The sequence below is a fragment of the Streptomyces sp. NPDC088124 genome, from assembly GCF_040685895.1.
Taxonomy (GTDB): Bacteria; Actinomycetota; Actinomycetes; order Streptomycetales; family Streptomycetaceae; genus Streptomyces.
The window spans coordinates 23,063-43,655 of the sequence record NZ_JBFBJB010000051.1; the positions used below are offsets into that span (position 1 = coordinate 23,063).

At 73.3% G+C, this 20,593-nt stretch carries 14 protein-coding genes; 12 read left to right on the plus strand and 2 right to left on the minus strand.

The annotated features are described in order from the left end of the window. Window positions 1-62: 62 nt before the first annotated feature. From AB0P17_RS32640 to AB0P17_RS32670, 7 genes are all read left to right on the plus strand, one after another. On the plus strand, window positions 63-1,124 hold the full coding sequence (locus tag AB0P17_RS32640) for a LacI family DNA-binding transcriptional regulator (RefSeq protein ID WP_365816612.1): 1,062 nt from the start codon (window positions 63-65) through the stop codon (window positions 1,122-1,124). Then, window positions 1,121-2,110: a 2-hydroxyacid dehydrogenase gene (locus AB0P17_RS32645; RefSeq protein ID WP_365816614.1), complete on the plus strand. Its 990-nt coding sequence runs from the start codon at window positions 1,121-1,123 to the stop codon at window positions 2,108-2,110. Before AB0P17_RS32640 ends, AB0P17_RS32645 begins: the two co-directional genes overlap by 4 nt. Then, a complete protein-coding gene (gene manD / locus AB0P17_RS32650; protein WP_365816616.1) occupies window positions 2,107-3,330 on the plus strand; it encodes a D-mannonate dehydratase ManD in 1,224 nt (407 codons plus the stop codon). The genes AB0P17_RS32645 and manD overlap by 4 nt, the downstream gene beginning before the upstream one ends. Before the next feature lie 6 nt (window positions 3,331-3,336). Beyond that, a complete protein-coding gene (locus AB0P17_RS32655) occupies window positions 3,337-4,860 on the plus strand; it encodes a mannitol dehydrogenase family protein (protein ID WP_365816618.1) in 1,524 nt (507 codons plus the stop codon). 165 nt (window positions 4,861-5,025) lie between these two features. Continuing rightward, the gene (locus tag AB0P17_RS32660; RefSeq protein WP_365816620.1) at window positions 5,026-6,078 is read left to right on the plus strand and encodes an NAD(P)-dependent alcohol dehydrogenase; all 1,053 of its coding nucleotides are present in this window, start codon (window positions 5,026-5,028) and stop codon (window positions 6,076-6,078) included. 213 nt (window positions 6,079-6,291) lie between these two features. Continuing rightward, on the plus strand, window positions 6,292-7,749 hold the full coding sequence (locus tag AB0P17_RS32665; protein WP_365816622.1) for an MFS transporter: 1,458 nt from the start codon (window positions 6,292-6,294) through the stop codon (window positions 7,747-7,749). 199 nt (window positions 7,750-7,948) lie between these two features. Next, window positions 7,949-9,106 carry an ROK family transcriptional regulator gene (locus AB0P17_RS32670; protein ID WP_365816624.1) on the plus strand — a complete coding sequence of 386 codons (1,158 nt, stop codon included), beginning with the start codon at window positions 7,949-7,951 and terminating at the stop codon, window positions 9,104-9,106. 72 nt (window positions 9,107-9,178) lie between these two features. Here AB0P17_RS32670 and AB0P17_RS32675 read toward each other — a convergent pair whose 3' ends face one another. Then, window positions 9,179-9,943 (minus strand): GntR family transcriptional regulator, encoded by a 765-nt coding sequence (locus AB0P17_RS32675; RefSeq protein ID WP_365816626.1) that lies wholly within the window; start codon window positions 9,941-9,943, stop codon window positions 9,179-9,181. 166 nt (window positions 9,944-10,109) lie between these two features. Next, window positions 10,110-10,991: an RNA polymerase sigma factor SigJ gene (gene sigJ / locus AB0P17_RS32680; protein ID WP_365816659.1), complete on the minus strand. Its 882-nt coding sequence runs from the start codon at window positions 10,989-10,991 to the stop codon at window positions 10,110-10,112. Window positions 10,992-11,152: 161 nt separating this feature from the next. On the opposite strand from sigJ, the gene AB0P17_RS32685 reads away from it, so the two are divergent. The 5 genes from AB0P17_RS32685 to AB0P17_RS32705 all read left to right on the plus strand — a co-directional run bounded on the left by AB0P17_RS32685 (window position 11,153) and on the right by AB0P17_RS32705 (window position 20,583). Continuing rightward, window positions 11,153-12,799, plus strand: a complete 1,647-nt coding sequence (locus AB0P17_RS32685; RefSeq protein ID WP_365816628.1) for an alkaline phosphatase D family protein — start codon at window positions 11,153-11,155, stop codon at window positions 12,797-12,799. A gap of 68 nt (window positions 12,800-12,867) precedes the next feature. Further along, entirely contained in the window at window positions 12,868-14,319 is a 1,452-nt protein-coding gene (locus tag AB0P17_RS32690; RefSeq protein ID WP_365816630.1) for an SWIM zinc finger family protein, read from the plus strand. Next, window positions 14,316-17,024: a DUF6493 family protein gene (locus tag AB0P17_RS32695; protein WP_365816632.1), complete on the plus strand. Its 2,709-nt coding sequence runs from the start codon at window positions 14,316-14,318 to the stop codon at window positions 17,022-17,024. Before AB0P17_RS32690 ends, AB0P17_RS32695 begins: the two co-directional genes overlap by 4 nt. Window positions 17,025-17,121: 97 nt before the next feature. After that, a complete protein-coding gene (locus tag AB0P17_RS32700; protein WP_365816634.1) occupies window positions 17,122-18,579 on the plus strand; it encodes a GNAT family N-acetyltransferase in 1,458 nt (485 codons plus the stop codon). A 321-nt stretch (window positions 18,580-18,900) separates the two neighbouring features. Next, window positions 18,901-20,583, plus strand: coding sequence for a DUF885 domain-containing protein (locus AB0P17_RS32705; protein WP_365816636.1), 1,683 nt, complete (start codon window positions 18,901-18,903; stop codon window positions 20,581-20,583). The last annotated feature ends 10 nt before the right edge of the window (window positions 20,584-20,593 follow it).

Below are 20,593 nucleotides of genomic sequence, written 5' to 3' on the forward strand. Positions count from 1 at the left end.
GCAGCATGTCGTTCACGCACCCTTCTCCCCTTTCTCCGTCGAACCGGTAAACGGAGTACTCCATGGCCCCCACCCTCACCGACGTCGCCAAACGCGCCAACGTCGCCCTGTCCACCGCGTCCCGCGCCTTCAGCGACCCGGACCGGCTCGGACCGCAAACCTTGCGCAAGGTTCTCGCCGTTGCGCAAGAGCTGGGATACGAACCGAACGGATCGCGGGTCGCCGAGCCCGCCGCCGACGGGGAGACCGCCACGGTGGCCGTCGTGGTCCCCGATATCGCCAACCCCGTGTTCGGTGCCTTCGTGAAGGCCGCCCAGGGTGAGGGGTGGCACCGCAGGCAGACCGTCGTGCTCGCCGACACCGATCTCAACCCGGACCGCGAACGCGAGGTGATCGCCCATCTGCGGGACCAGGCCGACGGGCTCGTCGTGGTGTCGTCACGGCTGGACGCCGACGAGATCCTCGGCATCTGCGGCCGTACGCCCGCCGTGCTGGTCAACCGGGAGACGACCGGCGCGGACTGTGTGCTCACCGACGCCGCGCACGGGCTGCGCCAGGCCGTCGACTACCTCGCCGCCCTCGGCCACCGGCGGATCGCATACGTCCAGGGCATGCAGCGCTCCTGGTCCAACGCCCAGCGCGTCGAGCTGATCCGCACCGAGGTCGAACGGGCCGGTCTGGAGCTGGAGTTGCTGGGGTGGCAGTCCGAGACGGTGGCGGGCGGGACCGCCGCGGCGGCCAGTGTGATGGCCTCCGGGGCGTCTGCGGTGATCACCCACAACGACCTGGTCGCGCTCGGTGTGATCGCGGGTGCCCGCGCGCTGGGGATCGGTGTGCCGGAGGACCTCAGTGTGATCGGGGTCGACGACATCCCGTTCGCCGAGGTGTCCCAGCCCTCCCTCACCAGCATCGCCGTCCCCATGGCGAAGGCGGGTTCCCTCGCCATGGACCTGCTCGGCCAGGTGCTCGCCGGTGACCGCCACACCCCCCGCACGCTCCGGTTGCCGACCCAGCTCATCGTCCGCGGTTCGAGCGGCCCGGCCCTCACCCACAGCGGTCCGGCCCGCACCCACGACGCCGGGCTCCACACCACCGCGGGGCGAGCCACGAAGGACGCGTCATGACACTCACCGTGATCGTCGCCGACTCCAACCTCCGTCCCCTGCGCGCCGAGTTCGAGGCCGCGCTCCCCGCGGGTACGGCCGTACGCTGGCCCGACCCGCGGGACACCGCCGCCGTCGGAACCGCCCTGGCCGACGCCGACGTCCTCGTCTCCGGCGAGTGCACCGCCGCCATGGCCGCCGCGGCCCCCGGGCTGCGTCTGGTGCACGCCGCGGGCGCCGGCACGGAGCGCATCGAGACCGGCGCGCTCGCCGCCGGTACCGTCGTGGCCAACACCTTCCACCACGAGAACTCCATGGCGGAGTACGCGGTCTCGGCGGCGGTCCTGCTGCGCCGGGGCTTCCTGCGCCAGCACGAGGCACTGCGCCGCGGCGAGTGGGACTCCCCCGTGTACGACGCCCGCGCGCCCTGGGTGGACAGCCTGGGCGCGGCGACGGTCGGCTTCGTGGGCTTCGGCCATATCGGCGCCCGTAGCTGGGAGCTGTTCCGGGCGTTCGGCGCGCGGGGCGTCGCGGTCACCCGGCGCGGCGACGTCGACGCGGCGGCGCACCGGCTGGAGTGGTCGGGGACGGTGGACGATCTCGGCACCCTGCTGGAGACGTCGGACGTCGTGGTGGTCTCGGCGCCGCTCAGCGCGGCGACGACCGGGCTGATCGGTCCGGCCGAGTTCGCCCGGATGCGCTCCTCGGCCGTCCTGGTCAACGTGGGCCGCGGCCCCGTCGTGGACGAGGACGCCCTGTTCCACGCGCTGAGCACACGGGCCATCGGCGGCGCCGCACTCGACGTCTGGTACCGGTACCCGTCCGACGGCCACTCCGGCGCGCCCGGCACACACCCCTTCGAAACGCTGGACAACGTACTGATGACTCCCCACTCCTCGGGCCTCACCCGCGAGACCTTCGCACGCAGGGCCGCCGACATCGCCGCCAACATCGGCCGGCTCGCCGCGGGCGAACAGCTCCACAACGTCGTGGCGGTGGCCCGATGACCAGGACCGACACCATCGCCGCCGTGGACGTGCTCGTCACCAGCCCCGGCCGTAACTTCGTCACCCTCAAGATCACCACGGCGGAGGGGCTCGTGGGCTGGGGCGACGCCACCCTCAACGGGCGTGAGCTGGCCGTCGCCTCGTATCTGCGCGACCATGTCGCTCCGCTCCTCATCGGCCGGGACCCGGCGCGGATCGAGGACACCTGGCAGTACCTCTACCGCGGCGTCTACTGGCGGCGCGGTCCGGTGACGATGACGTCCATCGGCGCGGTGGACCTCGCGCTCTGGGACATCAAGGGCAAGGCCACCGGGCAGCCGGTGTACCAGCTCCTCGGCGGCGCGGTCCGCGACCGCGTCCTCACCTACACCCACGCCTCCGGCTGGGACGTGCCCGAACTGCTCGACGCCATCGACGCCCAGCGCGACCGGGGCTTCCTCGCCGTACGGGCGCAGAGCGGTGTGCCGGGTCATGACATGGTGTACGGGGTGACGCGGGGCGGCGCCGGATACGAGCCCGCCGGACGGGGCGCGGCACCGGTGGAGGAGGTCTGGGACACGGAGTCCTACCTGCGACACGCCCCCGGTGTCCTCGCGGCGGCCCGCGCGCACGTCGGCCCGGAGCTGAAACTGCTGCACGACGTGCACCACCGGCTGACGCCCGGCCAGGCGGCCAGACTGGGACAGCGGCTGGACGACGTCGACCTGTTCTGGCTGGAGGACGTCACTCCGGCGGAGAACCAGGAGGTGCTGCGGCACGTCCGGCGGCACACCACCGTGCCACTCGCCATCGGCGAGGTGTTCAACACCGTGTGGGAGTGCCAGTCACTGATCACCGAGCAGCTCATCGACTACGTACGGACGTGTGTCACGCACGCGGGCGGCATCAGCCACCTCCGGCGGATCGCCGCGCTCGCCGAGATCTGGCAGGTCAAGCTCGGCCCGCACGGCCCCTCCGACGTGTCGCCGATCGCGCTCGGCGCGTCCCTCCATGTCGGCCTCTCCACACCGAACTTCGCCATCCAGGAGTACATGGGGTACGAGCCGCTCGTCCACGAGGTGTTCCGGCACGCGTGGAGTTACGAGGACGGACATCTGCACCCCGGGGAGCAGCCCGGTATCGGGATCGAGGTCGACGAGGAGCTGGCCGCCCGATTCCCCTACGAACCGGCCTACTTGCCGATCGCGCGCCGCCGCGACGGCTCGATGACGGACTGGTGACCGGTGATGACCACATCACTCCCCCGGCTCGGTGCCGGAACCGTCGCGGCGAAGCCGCCGGCCGAGACCGGCCTCGTCCATCTCGGGCTCGGCAACTTCCACCGCGCCCACCAGGCCGTGCACACGGCCGCCGCGCTGGCGCACACCGAGGGGCCGTGGGGCATCCTCGGGGTGGCGAGCCGGTCGGCCGGGGTGGCCCGGGCCCTGCGGGAGCAGGACATGCGGTACGCGGTCGTGGAGATCTCCCCGGAACACACCGAGGTGACCGTCCCGTCGGTGCACACCGGGGCGCTGGTGGCCGCCGCGCAGCCGGACGAGGTGCTCGACGCGCTGGCCGCGCCCGGCACCGCCGTCATCACGATGACGGTCACGGAGCACGGCTACACGTTCTCGCCGCGTACCCACGGCCTCGACTTCGACGCCCCCGCCGTACGGTCGGATCTGCGCGGTGACACGCCACCGCGCACCACCATCGGGCAGATCGTCCGCGGGCTGCAGCGCAGGCAGCGTACGCATGCCGCTCCGGTGACGGTGCTGAGCTGCGACAACCTGGTGGCCAACGGCGCGCAGACCGAGCGCCTGGTGCACGAGTTCGCCCAGGCACTGCCCGCCGCCGAGCGGGACGCGCTGACGCCGTGGCTGGAGCGTTCGGTGACGTTCCCCAGCTCGATGGTGGACCGGATCGTCCCCGCGACGACCGATGCCTACCGGGAGGCGGTCGCCGCCCGGCTCGGGGTGCGCGACGCGGTACCGGTGCCGGCGGAACCGTTCTCCATGTGGGTGATGGAGGACCGGTTCGCCGCCGGGCGACCGCGCTGGGAGCACGGCGGGGCGCTCTTCACGGCGGACGTCGAGCCGTACGAACTGCTCAAGCTCCGGCTGCTCAACGGCACGCACTCGCTCATCGCGTATCTGGGCGCGCTGGACGGGCGGGCGACCATCCCGGAGTCGGTGGGCCGGCCGTTCGTCGCGGAGGCCGCGCGGGGGGTGCTGCGCGGCGAGTACCTGCCGAGCCTCACCGTGCCCGACGACATCGATCTGGACGCGTACGTCGGGCAGCTCTTCGAACGCTGGGCCAACACGGCGCTGGGCCACCGCACCCAGCAGGTCGGGTCCGACGGCTCGGTGAAGCTGCGGCAGCGGGTGCCTGAGCCGGCGCTGCTGCACCTGCGTGCCGGGCGCATGCCGCACCGGCTGGCGCTGACCGTGGCCGCGTACCTGTGCTGCGTCGCCCCGCCCGAGGGGTTCTCGCCCGGCCCGCACGCCGCCGCGATGGTGGATCCGGCGCGCGGGACGCTGGCGGCGATCGCGGCACGCTCGGCCACGGCGCCCGCGGGCTCCGGGGCGTCGCGTGCCGCGTTCGTCGAAGCCGTGCTGGACAGCGGGCTGCTCGGCGACGGGCTGACCGAGTACCCGTCGTTCGGCGGCCGGATCGCCGAACTCATCGATGTCATCGTCCGGTTCGGACCGGGCGCGGCGGCCGCCGAGGCCGCGCGCGCCGCGGAGTGCGAGCCGCAGCCGACAGGCTGAGCCCGGGGGCGACATCCTTCCCCGGCCCCCGGCCCGACACCGTTTCCGACCGTTCCCGTGCCCTGTCGGCGGACCACCGCTCCCTCGTCCCCCTCCCCCTCCCCCTCCCTCTTCCCCTTTCCCCTCCCGGGTTTCCCGGTCCCCGCTCACAAGGATGTGAGAGACGTGCGAGACGTCAGAGAAGTGTTCCCTCCCGATTCGACCCGCGCCGCCGTCCTGTACGGCCCGGGCGACCTGCGCGTCGAAGACCGCCCGCTGCGGCCGCTCGGCCCCGACGACGTCCTCGTCACGGTCGACGCCGTCGGTGTCTGCGGCTCGGACATGCACTACTTCACCAGCGGCCGCAACGGCCGGAACGAACTGCGCCGGCCGACGGTGCTCGGCCACGAGGCGTCCGGCGTCATCAGCGCCAAGGGCTCCGCCGTCGCGCTGGACGTGGGCACCCGGGTCGCGGTGGAGCCGGCCGTGGGCTGCGGCTCGTGCCCGACCTGCCGCTCCGGGCGCTACAACCTCTGCCCGGTGGGCACCTGTCTCGGCTCCCCGCCGACCGACGGGACCTTCGCCGAACACATCGTCACCACCGCGCGCGCCGTCCATCCGCTGCCCGACGCGATCCCCCTGGAGGTCGGCTCGCTGGTCGAGCCGCTGGCCGTCGCGGTGTGGGCGGTGCGGCGCGCCGGTGTCGAGTTCGGCGACCGTGTGCTGGTCACCGGGGCGGGGCCGATCGGCATCCTCGTCGCGCAGGTGGCGCGTGCCGCGGGGGCGAGCGAGGTGATCGTCACCGATGTCAACGACGCGCGGCTCGCGCAGGCGCTCAAGCTGGGCGCGAGCTCCGTCGTCAACACGGCGGAACAGGAGCTCGACCTGACCGGTGCCGACCGACTGCTGGAGTGCTCGGCCCATCCGGCCGCGCTCCGGCAGGGGCTCGCGACCCTGCGCCCCGCGGGCCGGGCTATCGTCGTCGGGCAGGCCCCGCCCAGCGTGGACGGGCTGCCGCTGGCGCATCTCCAGCGCTGGGAGATCGAGCTGTCCACCGCGTTCCGCTCCGCCCACGCCTTCCCCACCGCCATCGCGCTGGTGGCCGAGGGACGCGTCGATCTCGCGGGCGTCCTGACCGGACGGTTCCCGCTCGACCGGGCGGTGGACGCGCTGCGGGCCCCGGGGAACGACCCGGCCCACCTCAAGGTCGTCGTACGCCCCGGCGACAGCACCGCCTGACACACGCCGGGCACACGGACGGACCCCGCGGCGACCCTGCGGCGACCCCGCGGGGCCGCAACACCTCGTACCGCGCACCCCAGTTACCACCCCAACACACCCCCGCACACCTCAACGCACCTCAACACACCTTCACACACCCCTTTTGACCAGCTTTGCTCCACCAGTTCCGCTCCGCTCCGGAACTTCGATCCGTTCAAGGAGGCATGGATCATGGACCACACCACACCTGCCGTGACACCCCCGTCCCCGCCGGCCACGACCCCGTCCGGGGAACCGACGCCGGACCCCGCCGCGGTACGCCGCGCGGCCTGGGCCGGCCTGATCGGCACCGCGCTCGAACAGTACGACTTCGTCATCTACGGGACCGCCTCGGCGCTGATCTTCAGCGAGCTGTTCTTCCCCAACGTCTCGGCGTCCGTGGGCATCCTCGCCAGCTTCAGCACGTACGCGGTCGGCTTCGCCGCCCGGCCGCTCGGCGGGCTCTTCTTCTCCCGGTACGGGGACCGGCTCGGCCGTAAGTGGATCCTGGTCGCGACGCTCCTCCTGATGGGCGGCTCCACGCTCGCCATCGGGCTGTTGCCGACGTACGGACAGGTCGGCCTGCTCGCCCCGATCCTGCTGCTGATCTGCCGCATGGGCCAGGGCTTCGGCGCCGGCGCCGAGCAGTCGGGCGCCGCCGCCCTGCTCACCGAGACAGCCGCCAAGGGGCGCAGGGGCAGGCTCTCGTCGCTGGTCATGACCGGCGCGGCGCTGGGTACGGCCCTCGGCGCCGTCGCCTGGATCCTCGCCCAGCGCCTCTCCGACGAGGCCCTGATGTCCTGGGGCTGGCGGCTGGTCTTCGGATCGAGTCTCGTCGTGACCGTGGCCGCCATGATCATCCGGCGGAAACTCAACGAGAGCCCCGTCTTCAAGGATCTCAAGGAACAGCAGGCGCAGGAGCAGGAGCGGCGGGAGAAGGCCGCGTCACCGGTGCGGGAGGTCCTCACACAGGGCCGCAGGCCGATGCTCCTGGTGCTCTTCATGAACTTCGGGATCAGCACGCAGTCCTACACGTACCAGGTCTTCATGGCCTCCTACCTGGTGACGACCGTGGGCGTGCCGAAGGACTTCGTACCGGAGGTGCTGCTGCTCGGCGCCATCTGCGGCGGTATCGCGGCGATCTGTTTCGGCACCCTCTCGGACCGGTTCGGGCGCAGGCCGGTGTACACGCTGATCCTGAGCGCCCTGATCCTGCTCCCCGCACCCACCTTCGTCGCGCTGAACTCGGGGTCCAAGGTCGCTATCACCGTGGCGATCATCGTCGGCTTCATCCTGGCCTGCCAGGGCGCGGTCGGTGTGCAGATGAGCTTCTTCCCCGAGCTGTTCGGGAACCGCTACCGGTACGCGGGGGTCACCCTGGGCCGGGAGTTCTCCTCCGTGATCGGCGGCGGGGTCGCGCCGCTGATCTGCACCGCGCTGGTCACCGCGTTCTCGGGCTCCTGGATCCCCGTCGCCGTCTACATGATGCTGGTCACGACCGTGAGCCTCATCGCCACCCGGATGGCGCCGGAGACCCGTGACCGCGATCTGACACTGCCGTACGACAGCACGGATCCTGGACACGTACACGCCCGGCGGGAGCGAGTGCCGGACCGGTCCGATGAGCGGATGGAGAAGGTCGGCGACTGACCGCCGCGGCGGGCGGCCGGGATTCGGCCCGTCCCGGGCAGCGTGGTGCGCTCCGCACCGCGCTGCCCGCTTCCGCGTCGGGGCGCGCCCGCCCGGGCGGCGGCCGGGTCCGCCCGCGTACGCCCCGTGCACACCACTCGCCGGGCCGTCGGGCACCGAGTACGATCCGCCACACACGCGCACGAGCTGGAGGAGTACCGTGGGGCGGCTGACCGGCGGAGATCCGTCCCTGCTGCGGAGGATCAACTCCGCGGTGGTACTGCACACCCTGCGGGACGCGGGCTCGCTCACCCTCACGGACATCACGAGGATCACCGGTCTGTCCCGGCCGACGGTCGAAGGTGTGGTGGAGGGGCTGATCGAGGCCGGGCTGGTCGCCGGGTCGGCCCCGGAGGAGGGCGAGACCCGCAGACAGGGCCGCCCGGCGCGGCGGTTCCGGTTCCGCGCCGAGGCCGGGCATCTGCTGGGCATCGAGATCGGGCCGCACCGGGTGGCGGCCATGGTCGCCGGCCTGGACGGCGAGATCATCGGCGCCGGGTCCCGGGAGGTCTCGGCGAAGGCGGACGCGGACGAGCGGCTGGGGGGCGTCCACCTGGTCACCGACGAGGTGCTGGCGCGGGCCGGGGTGGCGCGCGGTTCGCTCCGGGCGGTGGGGGTGGGCAGTCCGGGCATCGTCGAGGCCGACGGGACCGTACGGCTCGGCACGGCGCTGCCCCAGTGGACGGGGCTGGCGCTCGGCGAACGGCTGCGGCGCTCGTTCAGCTGCCCGGTGCTGGTGGAGAACGACGCCAACGCGGCGGCCGTCGCCGAGCAGTGGAAGGGCGCGGCCACCGACTCCGACGACATCGTCTTCGTCCTGGCCGGGCTCAGCCCGGGCGCGGGCTCACTGATCGGCGGTCGGCTGCACCGCGGGTTCGGCGGGGCGGCGGGCGAGATCGGCGCGCTGCATCTGCTGGGGCGCGGGGTCACCCCGGAGCGGCTGCTGTCGACGACGGACGAGCCGCTGCATCCGCTGGACGAGCAGGCGGTGGCGCGGGTCTTCGCCGAGGCCCGGCAGGGCGACCCGCGCGCCCAGGAGGCCGTCGAGCGGTTCATCCTGCGGCTCGTGCACGACGTCGCGGCACTGGTGCTCGCGCTCGACCCGGAGCTCGTGGTGATCGGCGGCTGGGCGGCGGGACTCGACGGCGTACTGGACCCGCTCCGCGACGAACTGGCCCGCTACTGCCTGCGCCCGCCCCGGGTGACGCTCTCCCTGCTCGGCGAGGCGGCGGTGGCCACGGGCGCGCTGCGGCTGGCCATCGACCATGTGGAGGAGCAGCTCTTCGCGGTGGAGAGCACGGTGACGGCCCGCCGCTAGGGACTGTACGTGGCTCGGCTGGCTCAGCTCGGCTCGGCTGGGTTCGGCTCGGCTCGGCTCGGCTGGGTTCGGCTACGACGCCCTGCGCTCCTGCGTCTCGTCGCTGATCTCCAGACCGCCGGAGTCCCCGAAGGTGAGCCGGCAGGTGTCCGCCCGGTACGTGGCCACGGAGACCGCGGCGACCCGGCCCGCCACCACGTAGCGCGTGGTGACCACGAGGACGGGCGCGCCGGGGAGGCGGTCCAGCTCCTTGGCGTCGTCGGCGCGGGCCGAGCCCAGCTCGACCGCCCGTTCCTGGGAGTCGAGTTCCAGGTGCTGGAGTTCCCGCAGGACGGCACGGGCGCGCGCGGGACCCGAGGGGGCGTCGATGGCGGAGAGGCCGGGCACCGAGGCGGACGGCACGTAGATCAGCTCGGCGGCCACGGACTGGCCGTGCGTGACACGGATCCTGCGGACGGTGTGGACCTGATCGCCGTCGTCGGTCTCCAGGAGCCGGGCCACCGCGGCGGGCGCCGCCGCCGGGCCGCAGTCGAGCGGCTGCCAGGCGTCCTCGCCCGCGCCCGGCCAGGCGCGCCGGGGCGTGGAGACGTCGACACCGACACGCGGCGGGGCGACGGTCGTGCCGACGCCGCGACGGCGCTGGAGGCGGCCCTCCAGCTCCAGTTGTTCGAGCGCCTGCCGCAGGGTGGCGCGGGCAACCCCGAAACGGGCGGCGAGTTCACGCTCGTTGGGCAGCACCTCACCGACCACGAAGTCGGAGTCGAGCGCCTCGGCGAGGACGGTCCTGAGATGCCAGTACTTGGGCTCCGGCACCGTTTCGAGCTGCGTGGTCCCCACCCTGATCCTCCGCAATCGCCGGCCGCCCGGCGGGTTTCCGTGCCCTTGTTTATTAAAGGTTCCTCACTAAAAAGCGACCATAAGACGGCCCCACCCCTTGGTCAAGACCAATGGGCATGCCGGTCACGGAAGGAAACGGATCTTTTACCCGGTGTGGAGTCCCGCCTTACACGGCGGGCCGGCCCGCCGTGATGCCGCCGAGCTTGTCGGGGTTGCGGATGATGTTCACGCACTGCACCCGGCCGTCCCTGATCTCCAACTGGAGGACGGAATCGGGCTTTCCGCCGTCCGTGGCCAGGACCGCGACGGCGCCGTTGACCTCGGTGAGGGTGAAGTCGTACAGGGCGAGGCCCGCGGAGATCGCGGCCAGGAAGCGGCCGACCTTGTCGGCGCCCTCCAGGACGCGCGGGGGCGCCAGGGCCTTGCCTCCGCTGTCGCCGACCAGCCGGGCGTCGGGGGCGAGCAGGGCGAGGAGCTTCTCCAGGTCGCCGCCGCCGGCCGCGGCGAGGAACCGCTCGGTGAGATCGCGGCGTTCGGCCGGGTCGACGTCGTAGCGGGGCCTGCGCTCCTCCACGTGGCGGCGGGCCCGGCCCGCGAGCTGCCGTACGGCGGCCTCGCTGCGCTCCAGCGTGGCGGCGATCTCCGCGAACGGGAAGCCGAACGCCTCCCGCAGGACGAACACCGCGCGTTCCAGCGGCGAGAGCGATTCGAGGACGACCAGGACCGCGAGGGAGACGGAGTCGGCGAGCACGGCGCGGTCCGCCGTGTCGGGCAGGGTCGGGCCGAAATCGGTGACGACGGGTTCGGGCAGCCAGGGGCCCACGTACGCCTCGCGCCGCGTGTGGGCCAGGCGCAGCCGGTCGATGGCGAGGCGGGTGGTGATCCGTACGAGGTAGGCGCGCGGCTCGCGGATGTCCGCGCGGTCGGCGGCGCTCCAGCGCAGCCACGCCTCCTGCACGACGTCCTCGGCGTCGGCGTACCGGCCGAGCATGCGGTACGCGACCCCCGTCAGCACCGACCGGTGTGCTTCGAACGCCTCGGTGCTCATGGGGTCGGCTGCCACCGTGCCATCCTACGGTCCGGTTCCCTTGTGCGCGCGGGCGGTTGTTCACCCGAGGTTCGCGCGGTGGCCGTCGCCGGGCATTAGGCATGGCAGGACACTCCGGTCACCACACGACCAGGGTCACCTCTCGCCCAGGAGACGCATCGATGCCGAACGGCCCCCAGAACAGCCAGCTTCCCTCTTCCTCCCCGGCCTCCTCTCCCGCCACCTCCTCCGAGGCCGCGCGCCACCCCGGCCGGCGCGGCGTGCTGCGCGGTTCGCTCGCCGCCTCGGCCGCGCTGGCGCTGCCCGGCGCCGCCGTACTGGGCGGCGCGGCGCCCGCGCAGGCCCTGTCGGGCCGGCCGCGCGCCGACTGGGGCGTACAGGCCGGCGACATCACGACCTCCTCCGGGCTGGTGTGGGTACGGTCGGACCGGCCCGCCCGGATGATCGTGGAGACCTCGGCCACCGAGTCGTTCCGCCGCGCGCACGTCGTGCGCGGTCCGCTGCTGGGCGCCGGCAGCGACTTCACCGGTACGGTCCCGCTGCGCGGGCTCCCGGCGGGCGAGCGGGTCCACTACCGGGTGACGCTCGCGGACCCCGACGACCCGCGCCGTACCGGCGAACCGGTGTACGGCACGTTCCGTACGGCGCCCTCGAAGCGCCGCCAGGACGTGCGCTTCGTCTGGTCGGGCGACATCGCGGGGCAGGGCTGGGGGATCAACCCGGACCTCGGCGGCTTCACCGTGTACGAGGAGATGCGCCGGCTCGCCCCGGACTTCTTCCTGTCCAGCGGCGACAACATCTACGCGGACGGGGTGATCGAGCCGAGCGTGACGCTGCCCGACGGGCGCCTCTGGCGCAACGTCACCACCGAGGAGAAGGCGAAGGTCGCCGAGACCCTCGCCGGGTACCGGGGCAACTTCCGCTACAACCTGCTGGACCACAACGTCCGGCGCTTCAACTCCGAGGTACCCTCCATCACCCAGTGGGACGACCACGAGGTGCGCAACAACTGGTACCCGGGCCAGATCCTGGACGACGACCGCTACACCGAGAAGAACGTGGACGTGCTCGCCGGCTACGCGAGCCAGGCGTTCCGCGAGTACTTCCCCATCTCGACGCTGCACGCGCGCGGTACGGACCGGCGGGTGCACCGGGTGATCAACCACGGTCCGCTGCTGGACGTCTTCGTCCTCGACATGCGGACGTACCGCAACGCCAACTCGCCCGGCCGGCAGTCCGACGACACCACCGGCATCCTCGGCGCGGAGCAGCTCCAGTGGCTCAAGCGCGAGCTGTCGCGCTCGCGCGCGGTGTGGAAGGTCATCGCCGCCGACATGCCGATCGGTCTGGTCGTGCCGGACGGCTCGGCGAACATCGAGGCGGTCGCGCAGGGCGACCCGGGCGCGCCGCTCGGCCGGGAGCTCCAGGTCGCCGATCTGCTGCGGTACATCAAGCACCGGCGGATCACGGGCACCCTGTGGCTGACGGCGGACGTGCACCACACCTCGGCGCAGCACTACCTGCCGGAGCGGGCCGCCTTCAAGGACTTCGAGCCCTTCTGGGAGTTCGTCACGGGCCCCATCGCGGCGGGTCAGTTCCCGGCCAGCGCGCTGGACGGGACCTTCGGCCCGGACCGGGTCTTCGTCAAGGCGCCGTCGGGCGCGAACCTCTCTCCGATGGAGACGCCTCCGCTCTTCGGCGAGGTGGAGATCGACGGCGCCAGTGGGGAGTTGACGGTGCGGCTGCGGGAGCAGGGCGGCACGGTGCTGTTCACGAAGGTGCTCCAGCCGGGCAAGGTCGGCCAGTAAATCCGGTCGGAGAGCGGGGTTTTCCCAGCTCAGGCTGATTGTCAGTGGTCGCGTCTACGGTTTTTCCCATGACGCGATCCACACAGGCTCTGGCCTATTCCCGTCCGTCCGCCCTGGCACACACCCGGGGCGGACGGCTGCTCGGCCTGGAGACGTCGGGCGGGCTCACTCCGGCCGGCGCCGAGGCGCATCCGCGCTTCTTCTCCGGGTTCCTGTCCTCGCCGCGGGCGGCGGCGCGCGGCCTGCTGGCCGTCGCGGACGTGGCGGGGGCGCGGTACCACCAGCGGGTGCCGGGGGCCTCGCTGGACCCGGTGGTGACGGGGAACGGCGACCGGCTGCGCTTCGAGTCGTTCTCCGGCTGCTGCGGGGTGTACGCGCGGCTGGATGTGCTGGAGGACGGTCTCGACGGGGCGCGGACGGGCCACGGCACGACCAATGTGGATGTGAACAATCCGCTGCGCGAGGCGCTGTCCCGGATGACCGGCGACGATCCGCTGCATCTGCGGGTGGGGCCGGACGAGCTGGCGGTCACGACGGTCGGCGGGGCGGTGGTGGAGAAGAAGGTTCCGCTGCCGGACCGCTGGCTGCGGGGGTTCGCCGAGGCGCAGGTGGTCACCGCCGGTTTCGATCTGCGGGCGGAGCTGACCGGGGCCGAGGCGGTGCGTTTCCTGCGCTCGCTGCCCCGCGGCGGGGGCAGTGCGTCGCGCGGGGCCCTGTGGGTGGTGCCGGCGGGGCGGACCCTGCGGCCGACGACCCGGCCGGTGCCGGGCGCTGTGTGCCTGCCGGGTCCTGAGCGGCTGGCGGCGCTGCAGCGGGTGCTGCGGGACGCGACGGCGCTGCGGGTGTACGGACCGCCGGTGACGGACGGGGCGGCGGTGTCGAGCGCCTGGGAGGCGGTGCTGCCGGGGATGCGGCTGACGCTCACGCTGTCGCCGGAGGCGGCGCGCGGCTTCTCCGGCGAGGGGGGTGTGCTGGAGGCGCTGGCCACCGAGGAGGCGGCCGGGGACGCCGAGTTGGTGTCGGTGCTGCTGGCGTGGGAGCCGCGGATCGATCCGGCGGAGCTGGCGGCGGAGTCGGGGCTGTCGGTGGAGCGGGTGCGGGCCGCGCTCACCCGGCTGGGCACGGCGGGCCGGGTCGGCTACGACGTCGCGGACGCGGCGTACTTCCACCGGGAGCTGCCGTACGACGCGGGGCGCGTGGAGCGGCACAACCCACGGCTGGTCTCGGCGCGCGCCCTGTTCGCCGAGGGGGCGGTGACGCTGGACGACGGGCCGGCCCGGGCCGCGTCGGACGCGCCCGTCTCTTCCGTCTCCTCCACCTCTTCTGTCAGTTCTGTCAGTTCTGTCTCCTCCGTAGCCTCGGGTGAACGCCGGTATCAGGTGCGCGAGTCGGGCGGTGTGCCGAGCTGTACGTGCCGGTGGTGGGCCGACCACCGGGGGCGCCGGGGGCCGTGCAAGCACGCGCTCGCCGTCCGGATGGCGCGTCGCGCGGCCGTGGCGGCCACGGGCGGTGCGCGATGAGCGCGCTGCTCGACGCCGTCCGGGCGGGGCGAGTCGCGGCCGTTCCCGGGCTGGTGAAGCCGCTGACCGCCGTGGAGCGGAAGGCGGAGCTGGCCGCGCTGAAGGCGCTCCGCGCGGAGCTGCGCGACTGGGGATTCCGGCGGTGGCAGGAGCGGCAGCAGGTCGGGTGCGCGCTGGTGGTGGCGGGCGCCGGATGCCTGACGGGCGCGGCGGCCGCGGCGGCCTGGATCAGCGCCCGCGATCTGCGGGTCAGCTCCTCGCTCCCGCACCGGCTGCTGATCGAGGTCCTCGCCGACCGTGACCCGCGGTGGCTGGGCGATGTCGCCCACCGGCTCGCGGACCGGGCGTCGACGGCCGCGCTGGACTACCGGCTGATCACGGAGCTGGTCCGCCTGGCGGGGTGCCAGGTGCCGACCACGGACGGCTATGTGCACGGCTGGGCGGCGGCGCTGCCCTCGCACGGCGAGCTGCTCCCCGCGCTGCGCGCGGACCCCGACGTACGGATCATGGTGCCGCGGCTGTTCGAGACGGCCGAGCTGTCCGGGCCGCTCGCCTGGCAGAACGATCCGGACGAGGCACACCACTGGCCTTCGGTGCTCGCCGTCCTCGCGGACGAGGGGGTGGTGGAGCGTCGGGTGCTGGTGGACGCCACGGTGGCGCGGCTGCTGCGCGGCGGGCGGCCGGGCGCGCTGACGTTCTTCCTGCGTCTGCTGCGCCGGCTGACGCTGACGGCGGAGGAGGAGCGGGACCGTACCGCCGACTGGACCGGCATGGCGGCGGACGGTCCGGTGGCCGTGGCGGGGCACGCCCAGGAGGTGCTGGGCCGGCTCGCGCTCTCCGGCGCGCTGCCCGTACGGAGCCTCGCGGACCTCTCGGCCTCGATGCTCTTCCGGCCGGAGAAGAAGCTGGTGCGGGCGCAGTTGGTGCTGCTGGGCAAGGTGCTGCGGGCCGACGCCGGCGCGGCGGGCGAGCTGCTGCCGGTGGTCGCGGAGGCGTTCGGGCACGAGGACACCGATGTCCAGGAGCGGGCGCTGAAGCTGGTGGCCCGGCATCTCCCGGCCCTGGACGCGGACCGGCGCCCCGAGGTGGCGGGGGCGGCGGCGCTGCTGAGTCCGGTCCACCACTCCCGGGCGGGCGAGATCTTCGGTGACATTCCGTCGGCGGGCGCGGCGCCGTACGTGGAGATCCTGCCGCCCGTCCCGGAGCGGGTGGCGCTGGCGCCCGCCCCGGCGGATCTGGCCGAACTGGTCGAGGAAGTGGCGGCGTTGATCGCGACGCCCGGTGAGATGCCGGCGTTCGAGCGGGCGCTGGACGGCCTGGTCAGACACGCGTACCGGGACCGGGTGGCGCTGGTGGGCGCGCTGCGCCCGGCGCTCGCGGGGTGCTGGTGGCTGGAGGACGAGGACCGCCGGGACCGCGACCAGTGGTTCACGCGGAACATCTGCGATCTGGAGGTGGTGGCCGCCGCGCTGCTCGACCGGGTGTCCACGCGGACGCTGCACGCCTCGTCCAACCAGGGGAAGGCCGGCCGGTCGTGTGCGCACTCCCCGCTCGTCGGGGTGATCGACGCCCGGCTGCGGGAGGCGGCGTATCTGGTGCACGCGGAGCCGCCGCCCTTCCTGCTCGCCACCCCGGGCTGGGAGACGGGAGCGCTGGACGCCGGGGTTCTCGTCGAGCGGCTGCGGGAGTACCGACGGCTGGGTGCGACACCGGGGCCGGCCGATTTCGCCCAGGCGCTGCTGCGGGTGGACCGGGGCGATGATCCGGCGGCGGTGCGCGCGGCGGTGGAGCTCGGCACGCCGGAGGCGGACCGACTCGTCGCCTGGCTCACGGCGGACGGCGCCCCCGTACCGGCGCTGCGGCCGATGGCGGAGCCGCCCCGGCCCGCGGAGGTCGCGGGGACCGTGTGGCCAAGCCGGACGAGGAGGGAGCCCGATAAGACCGAGACCACCGAGAAGACCGAGCGGGAGGAGCTGTCGTCCGTGTGGCGGAAGTTCCCCGAGTCGTTCCACTGGCTCGGCCGCCCGGCGCCGCGGACGGTGCAGGCCTGCTACCACTGGAACGGGATGCGGGGCAGCCACTGGACAGCGGTCCTGCCGCAGGACCGGGAGGCGCTGGCCGCCCGGCTGCTCACCGAGTCCGCGTCGAGCGCGCGGGACGATCAGCGGGGCGGGAACTGGTGGCTGCCCCTGCTCGCCGAGATCGGGGGGCCGGTGGGCCGGTGTCTGCACCGGGGGCTGGCGTACGGGCTGGGCGCCCGGCATCCGCAGGACCGGCTGTCGGCCGTGGACGCTCTGCTGGTGCTCGCGGCCCGGGGCGAGCTGTCCGGGCCGATGCTGGGCGAGGAGCTGGCCGCGCTGGTGATCTCCACGGACATGAAGATCAACCGGCTGGCCGACGCGGCCCGTACGGCGGCCGCGACCGGTGCGTACGGAACGGTCGCCTCGGTGCTGCTGCCGGCCCTGCCCGCCCTGATGGCCCCGGAGCCGGCGGCGCCGGGTGGCGGCTCGCGCACCGCGGCGGCGCTCCCCGGGCTCGGGGAGATACTGTCCGTGGCCGCCGACTGCGTGGAGCGCGGCGGGGGCTCCGAGGAGATACCGGGGCTGGCGGAGCTCGCCGGACGCCGGGGCACCTCACAGGTGATCACACAAGCCTCCCGGCTTCTGATCGCGATCCGCCAGGGAAGCGATCACTCCGCGCCATAAATGGCCGAAGATAGCCCAAAAGGGAACAGATCCAGCCTTAACCCATCAGTCACAAACCGTTCGTGATCACGCAACACCGTTCGGTCAGAGTGAGGTCATGACCAATGTGACTTCCGCGAAGAGTGCCCGCCGCCCCCACCACTGGCGGCGGGATCTCGTCGAGCTGGCCGCCCTGTTCACCGCGGTGGCGGTCGCCGACGCGCTGGCGAACTTGATCGCGCACGGACCCGACGGCGGGTTCCTGCTGGTCGCCTCGGCCGTGGCGCTGATCGCCACGGCCGCGTTCCACACCTGGTGGGCACGGCGGCACGGGCACGGGCACGCACCACCCGCGTCCGGCGGAGACGGGCCGTCCGCCTCCGCCCCGGCCACGGCACCGGACGTATCGGAGAGCATGGGACGGGAGGGGGCGGAACGGGAGGAGACGACCCTGTGGCGGATGCGGACGACCGTGAAGGACGAACCGGGCAGCCTGGCCGCGCTGTGCGTCACCTTCGCGACGCACCGGGTGGACATCCTCACCCTGGGGACCCATCCGCTGGCCGACGGCACGGTCGACGAATTCCTGCTGCGCGCCCCGGCGTCGCTCCAGGCGAAGGACCTCGTCCGTGAGGTCTCGGCCGCGGGCGGCACCGCCACCTGGGTCGAGCGGGCCGATGCGCACGATCTGGTGGACACCCCCACCCGGGTGCTCGGCCTCGCCACGCGCACGGCGCTGGACGGGGCCGAACTCCCGCTCGCGCTCCGTCAGTTGCTGGGACGGTGCACCATCCACTCCCGGCCCGCCGGATCCACCGGCGGACGGGCGGCCGGCGGCGACGGCGGCCCGGAGGACGAGTGCGAGGGCATCGACGGACAGGACGGTACGGAGATGCGGCTGCGGGACCCGCACGGCGGCAGCATCACCATAGAGCGCCCGTATCTCCCCTTCACCCCCACCGAGTTCGCCCGCGCCCACGCGCTGGTGGAGCTGGACACCCGGCTCGGCCCGCGCATCCCCCGCAGCCAGGACGTGCTCACCCTCCCCGAGGGCGAGGAGATCACCGTCCGCCGGGCCGACATCGCCGACCTCGACGCCGCGCTCGCCATGCACAGCCGCTGCACGCCGCGCACGCTGGGCCTGCGCTACCACGGCCCGGTGGGCGACGCCGACCGCTATCTGACGCACCTGCTCAGCCCGCGCTTCGGACGGACGCTCGCCGTCCAGACCGCCTCGGGACGACTCGTCGCGCTCGGCCATCTCCTCTGGGACGGCGACGAGACCGAGGTCGCGCTGATCGTCGAGGACACCTGGCAGCGGCGCGGCATCGGCTCCGAACTGCTGCGCCGGCTCGTCGCGCTGGCCGTCGAGGCCCGCTCGGGCAGCGTGTACGCGGTGACCCAGGCCTCCAACACGGGCATGGTCGCGGCCATGCGCGACCTCGGGCTGCCGCTGGACTACCAGATCGACGAGGGCACGCTCGTGATCACGGCCCGGCTGGAGCACGCCGCCCCGGGCGGGTCGCCCCGTCCGTCGTACAACGATTCCGGCCTGTTCGACCGGACCACTCCGTGACGCCCGCCGGGCGGCGGCCAGTCGCCCGGCGGCGCGCGCGAGTGTCGGGATCCGGCCAAAGTCGGTCCGGGGCCGCGGGCACCGCTCCCCCTCGGTTCTGGGCCCGGGTCCGTCCGTAACGGGCGGAATTGACCGGCCGTTTCGCCGCATGGAGAAGGCTGGATTCCGGTGTTCGTCGTGGCCTGCCCGCGCCGTCCCGGGGCGTACGACGCGGGCGGTGCCGGGCGGCCCGTCTCACGCCATCCCATCTGATCAGCCATTCCAACCGTGCACCGGAGAAGGTGAAGTGACGCGGCCGTCCGGGTCGGAGAGGATGGCGGCATGTCAGACACAGCCGGCAGCGCGCTGCCCCGCCAGGTCGCCGACGCCTACGTCGACGCGCTCATCGAACTCGATCCGATCACCGGGACCTATCTCGGCGTGGCGGAATCCTCCCGCCGCCTCCCCGACTTCTCCCCTGCCGGTCAGCAGGCCCGCGCCGATCTCGCCCGGGCCACGCTCGCCCGGCTCGACGAGGCCGAGACCCTGCCGGGCGCCGACAGCGACGCCGAGCGGCGCTGCGGCCGGCTGCTGCGCGAGCGGCTCACCGCGTTCCTCGCCGTCCACGACACGGACGAGGGGCTGCGCGAGGTCAGCAATCTCCACTCCGCCCCGCACTTCATCCGCAACGCCTTCAGCGTGACCCCCGCGGAGACCGAGTCGGACTGGGCGGCGCTCGCCGCGCGGATGCGTGCCGTGCCCGCCGCGCTGGAGGGGTACCGCGCGTCGCTGGCGCTGGGCATCGAGCGCAAGCTGCCGGCCGGGCCGCGCGCGACAGCGACCTTCGTCGAACAGCTCACGGAGTGGGCGGGTACGGACCGGGGCTGGTTCGAGGAGTTCGCCGCGGCCGGCCCCGACTCGCTCCGCGCGGAACTGGACGGCGCCGCCCACGCGGCGACCGCCGCCGTGGCGGAACTGCGCGACTGGATGCGTGAGGTGTACGCCCCGGCCGTCGAGGACGCGCCCGACACCGTGGGCCGGGAGCGCTACGCCCGCTGGGCGCGCTACTACAACGGTACGGACCTGGACCTGGACGAGGCGTACGCGTACGGCTGGTCGGAGTACCACCGGCTGCTCGCCGAGATGAAGGACGAGGCGGGGAAGATCCTGCCGGGCGCGGGCCCCTGGGAGGCGCTGGCCCATCTCGATGTGCACGGCGCGCACATCGAGGGCGTCGACGAGGTCAGGATCTGGCTCCAGAAGCTGATGGACGAGGCGATCGACGCGCTGGACGGCACGCACTTCGAACTCGCCGAGCGGGTACGCCGCGTGGAGTCCCGCATCGCCCCGCCCGGCGGCGCGGCGGCCCCGTACTACACCGGGCCCTCCGAGGACTTCTCACGCCCCGGCCGCACCTGGCTGCCGACCATGGGCGAGACCCGCTTCCCGGTGTACGACCTGGTGTCGACCTGGTACCACGAGGGCGTCCCGGGCCACCACCTCCAGATCGCGCAGTGGACGCATGTCTCGGACCAGCTCTCCCGCTATCAGGCGTCGGTGGGGCAGGTCAGCGCCAACGCCGAGGGCTGGGCGCTCTACGCCGAACGTCTCATGGACGAGCTGGGCTTCCTGCCGGACGCGGAGCGCAGGCTCGGCTATCTGGACGCGCAGATGATGCGCGCCTGCCGGGTGATCGTGGACATCGGGATGCACCTGGAACTGGAGATCCCGGCGGACTCGCCGTTCCGCCCGGGCGAGCGCTGGACGCCCGACCTGGCGGAGGAGTTCTTCGGCAGCCACAGCGGCCGTCCCGCGGACTTCGTCAGCAGCGAGCTGACCCGCTATCTGTCGATGCCGGGCCAGGCCATCGGCTACAAGCTGGGCGAACGCGCCTGGCTGCTGGGCCGGGAGAACGCGCGCAAGGCGCACGGCGACGCGTTCGACGCGAAGGCGTGGCACATGGCCGCGCTGTCGCAGGGCTCGCTGGGCCTGGACGATCTGGTGGACGAGCTGTCGAAGCTCTGACGCGGGCCGG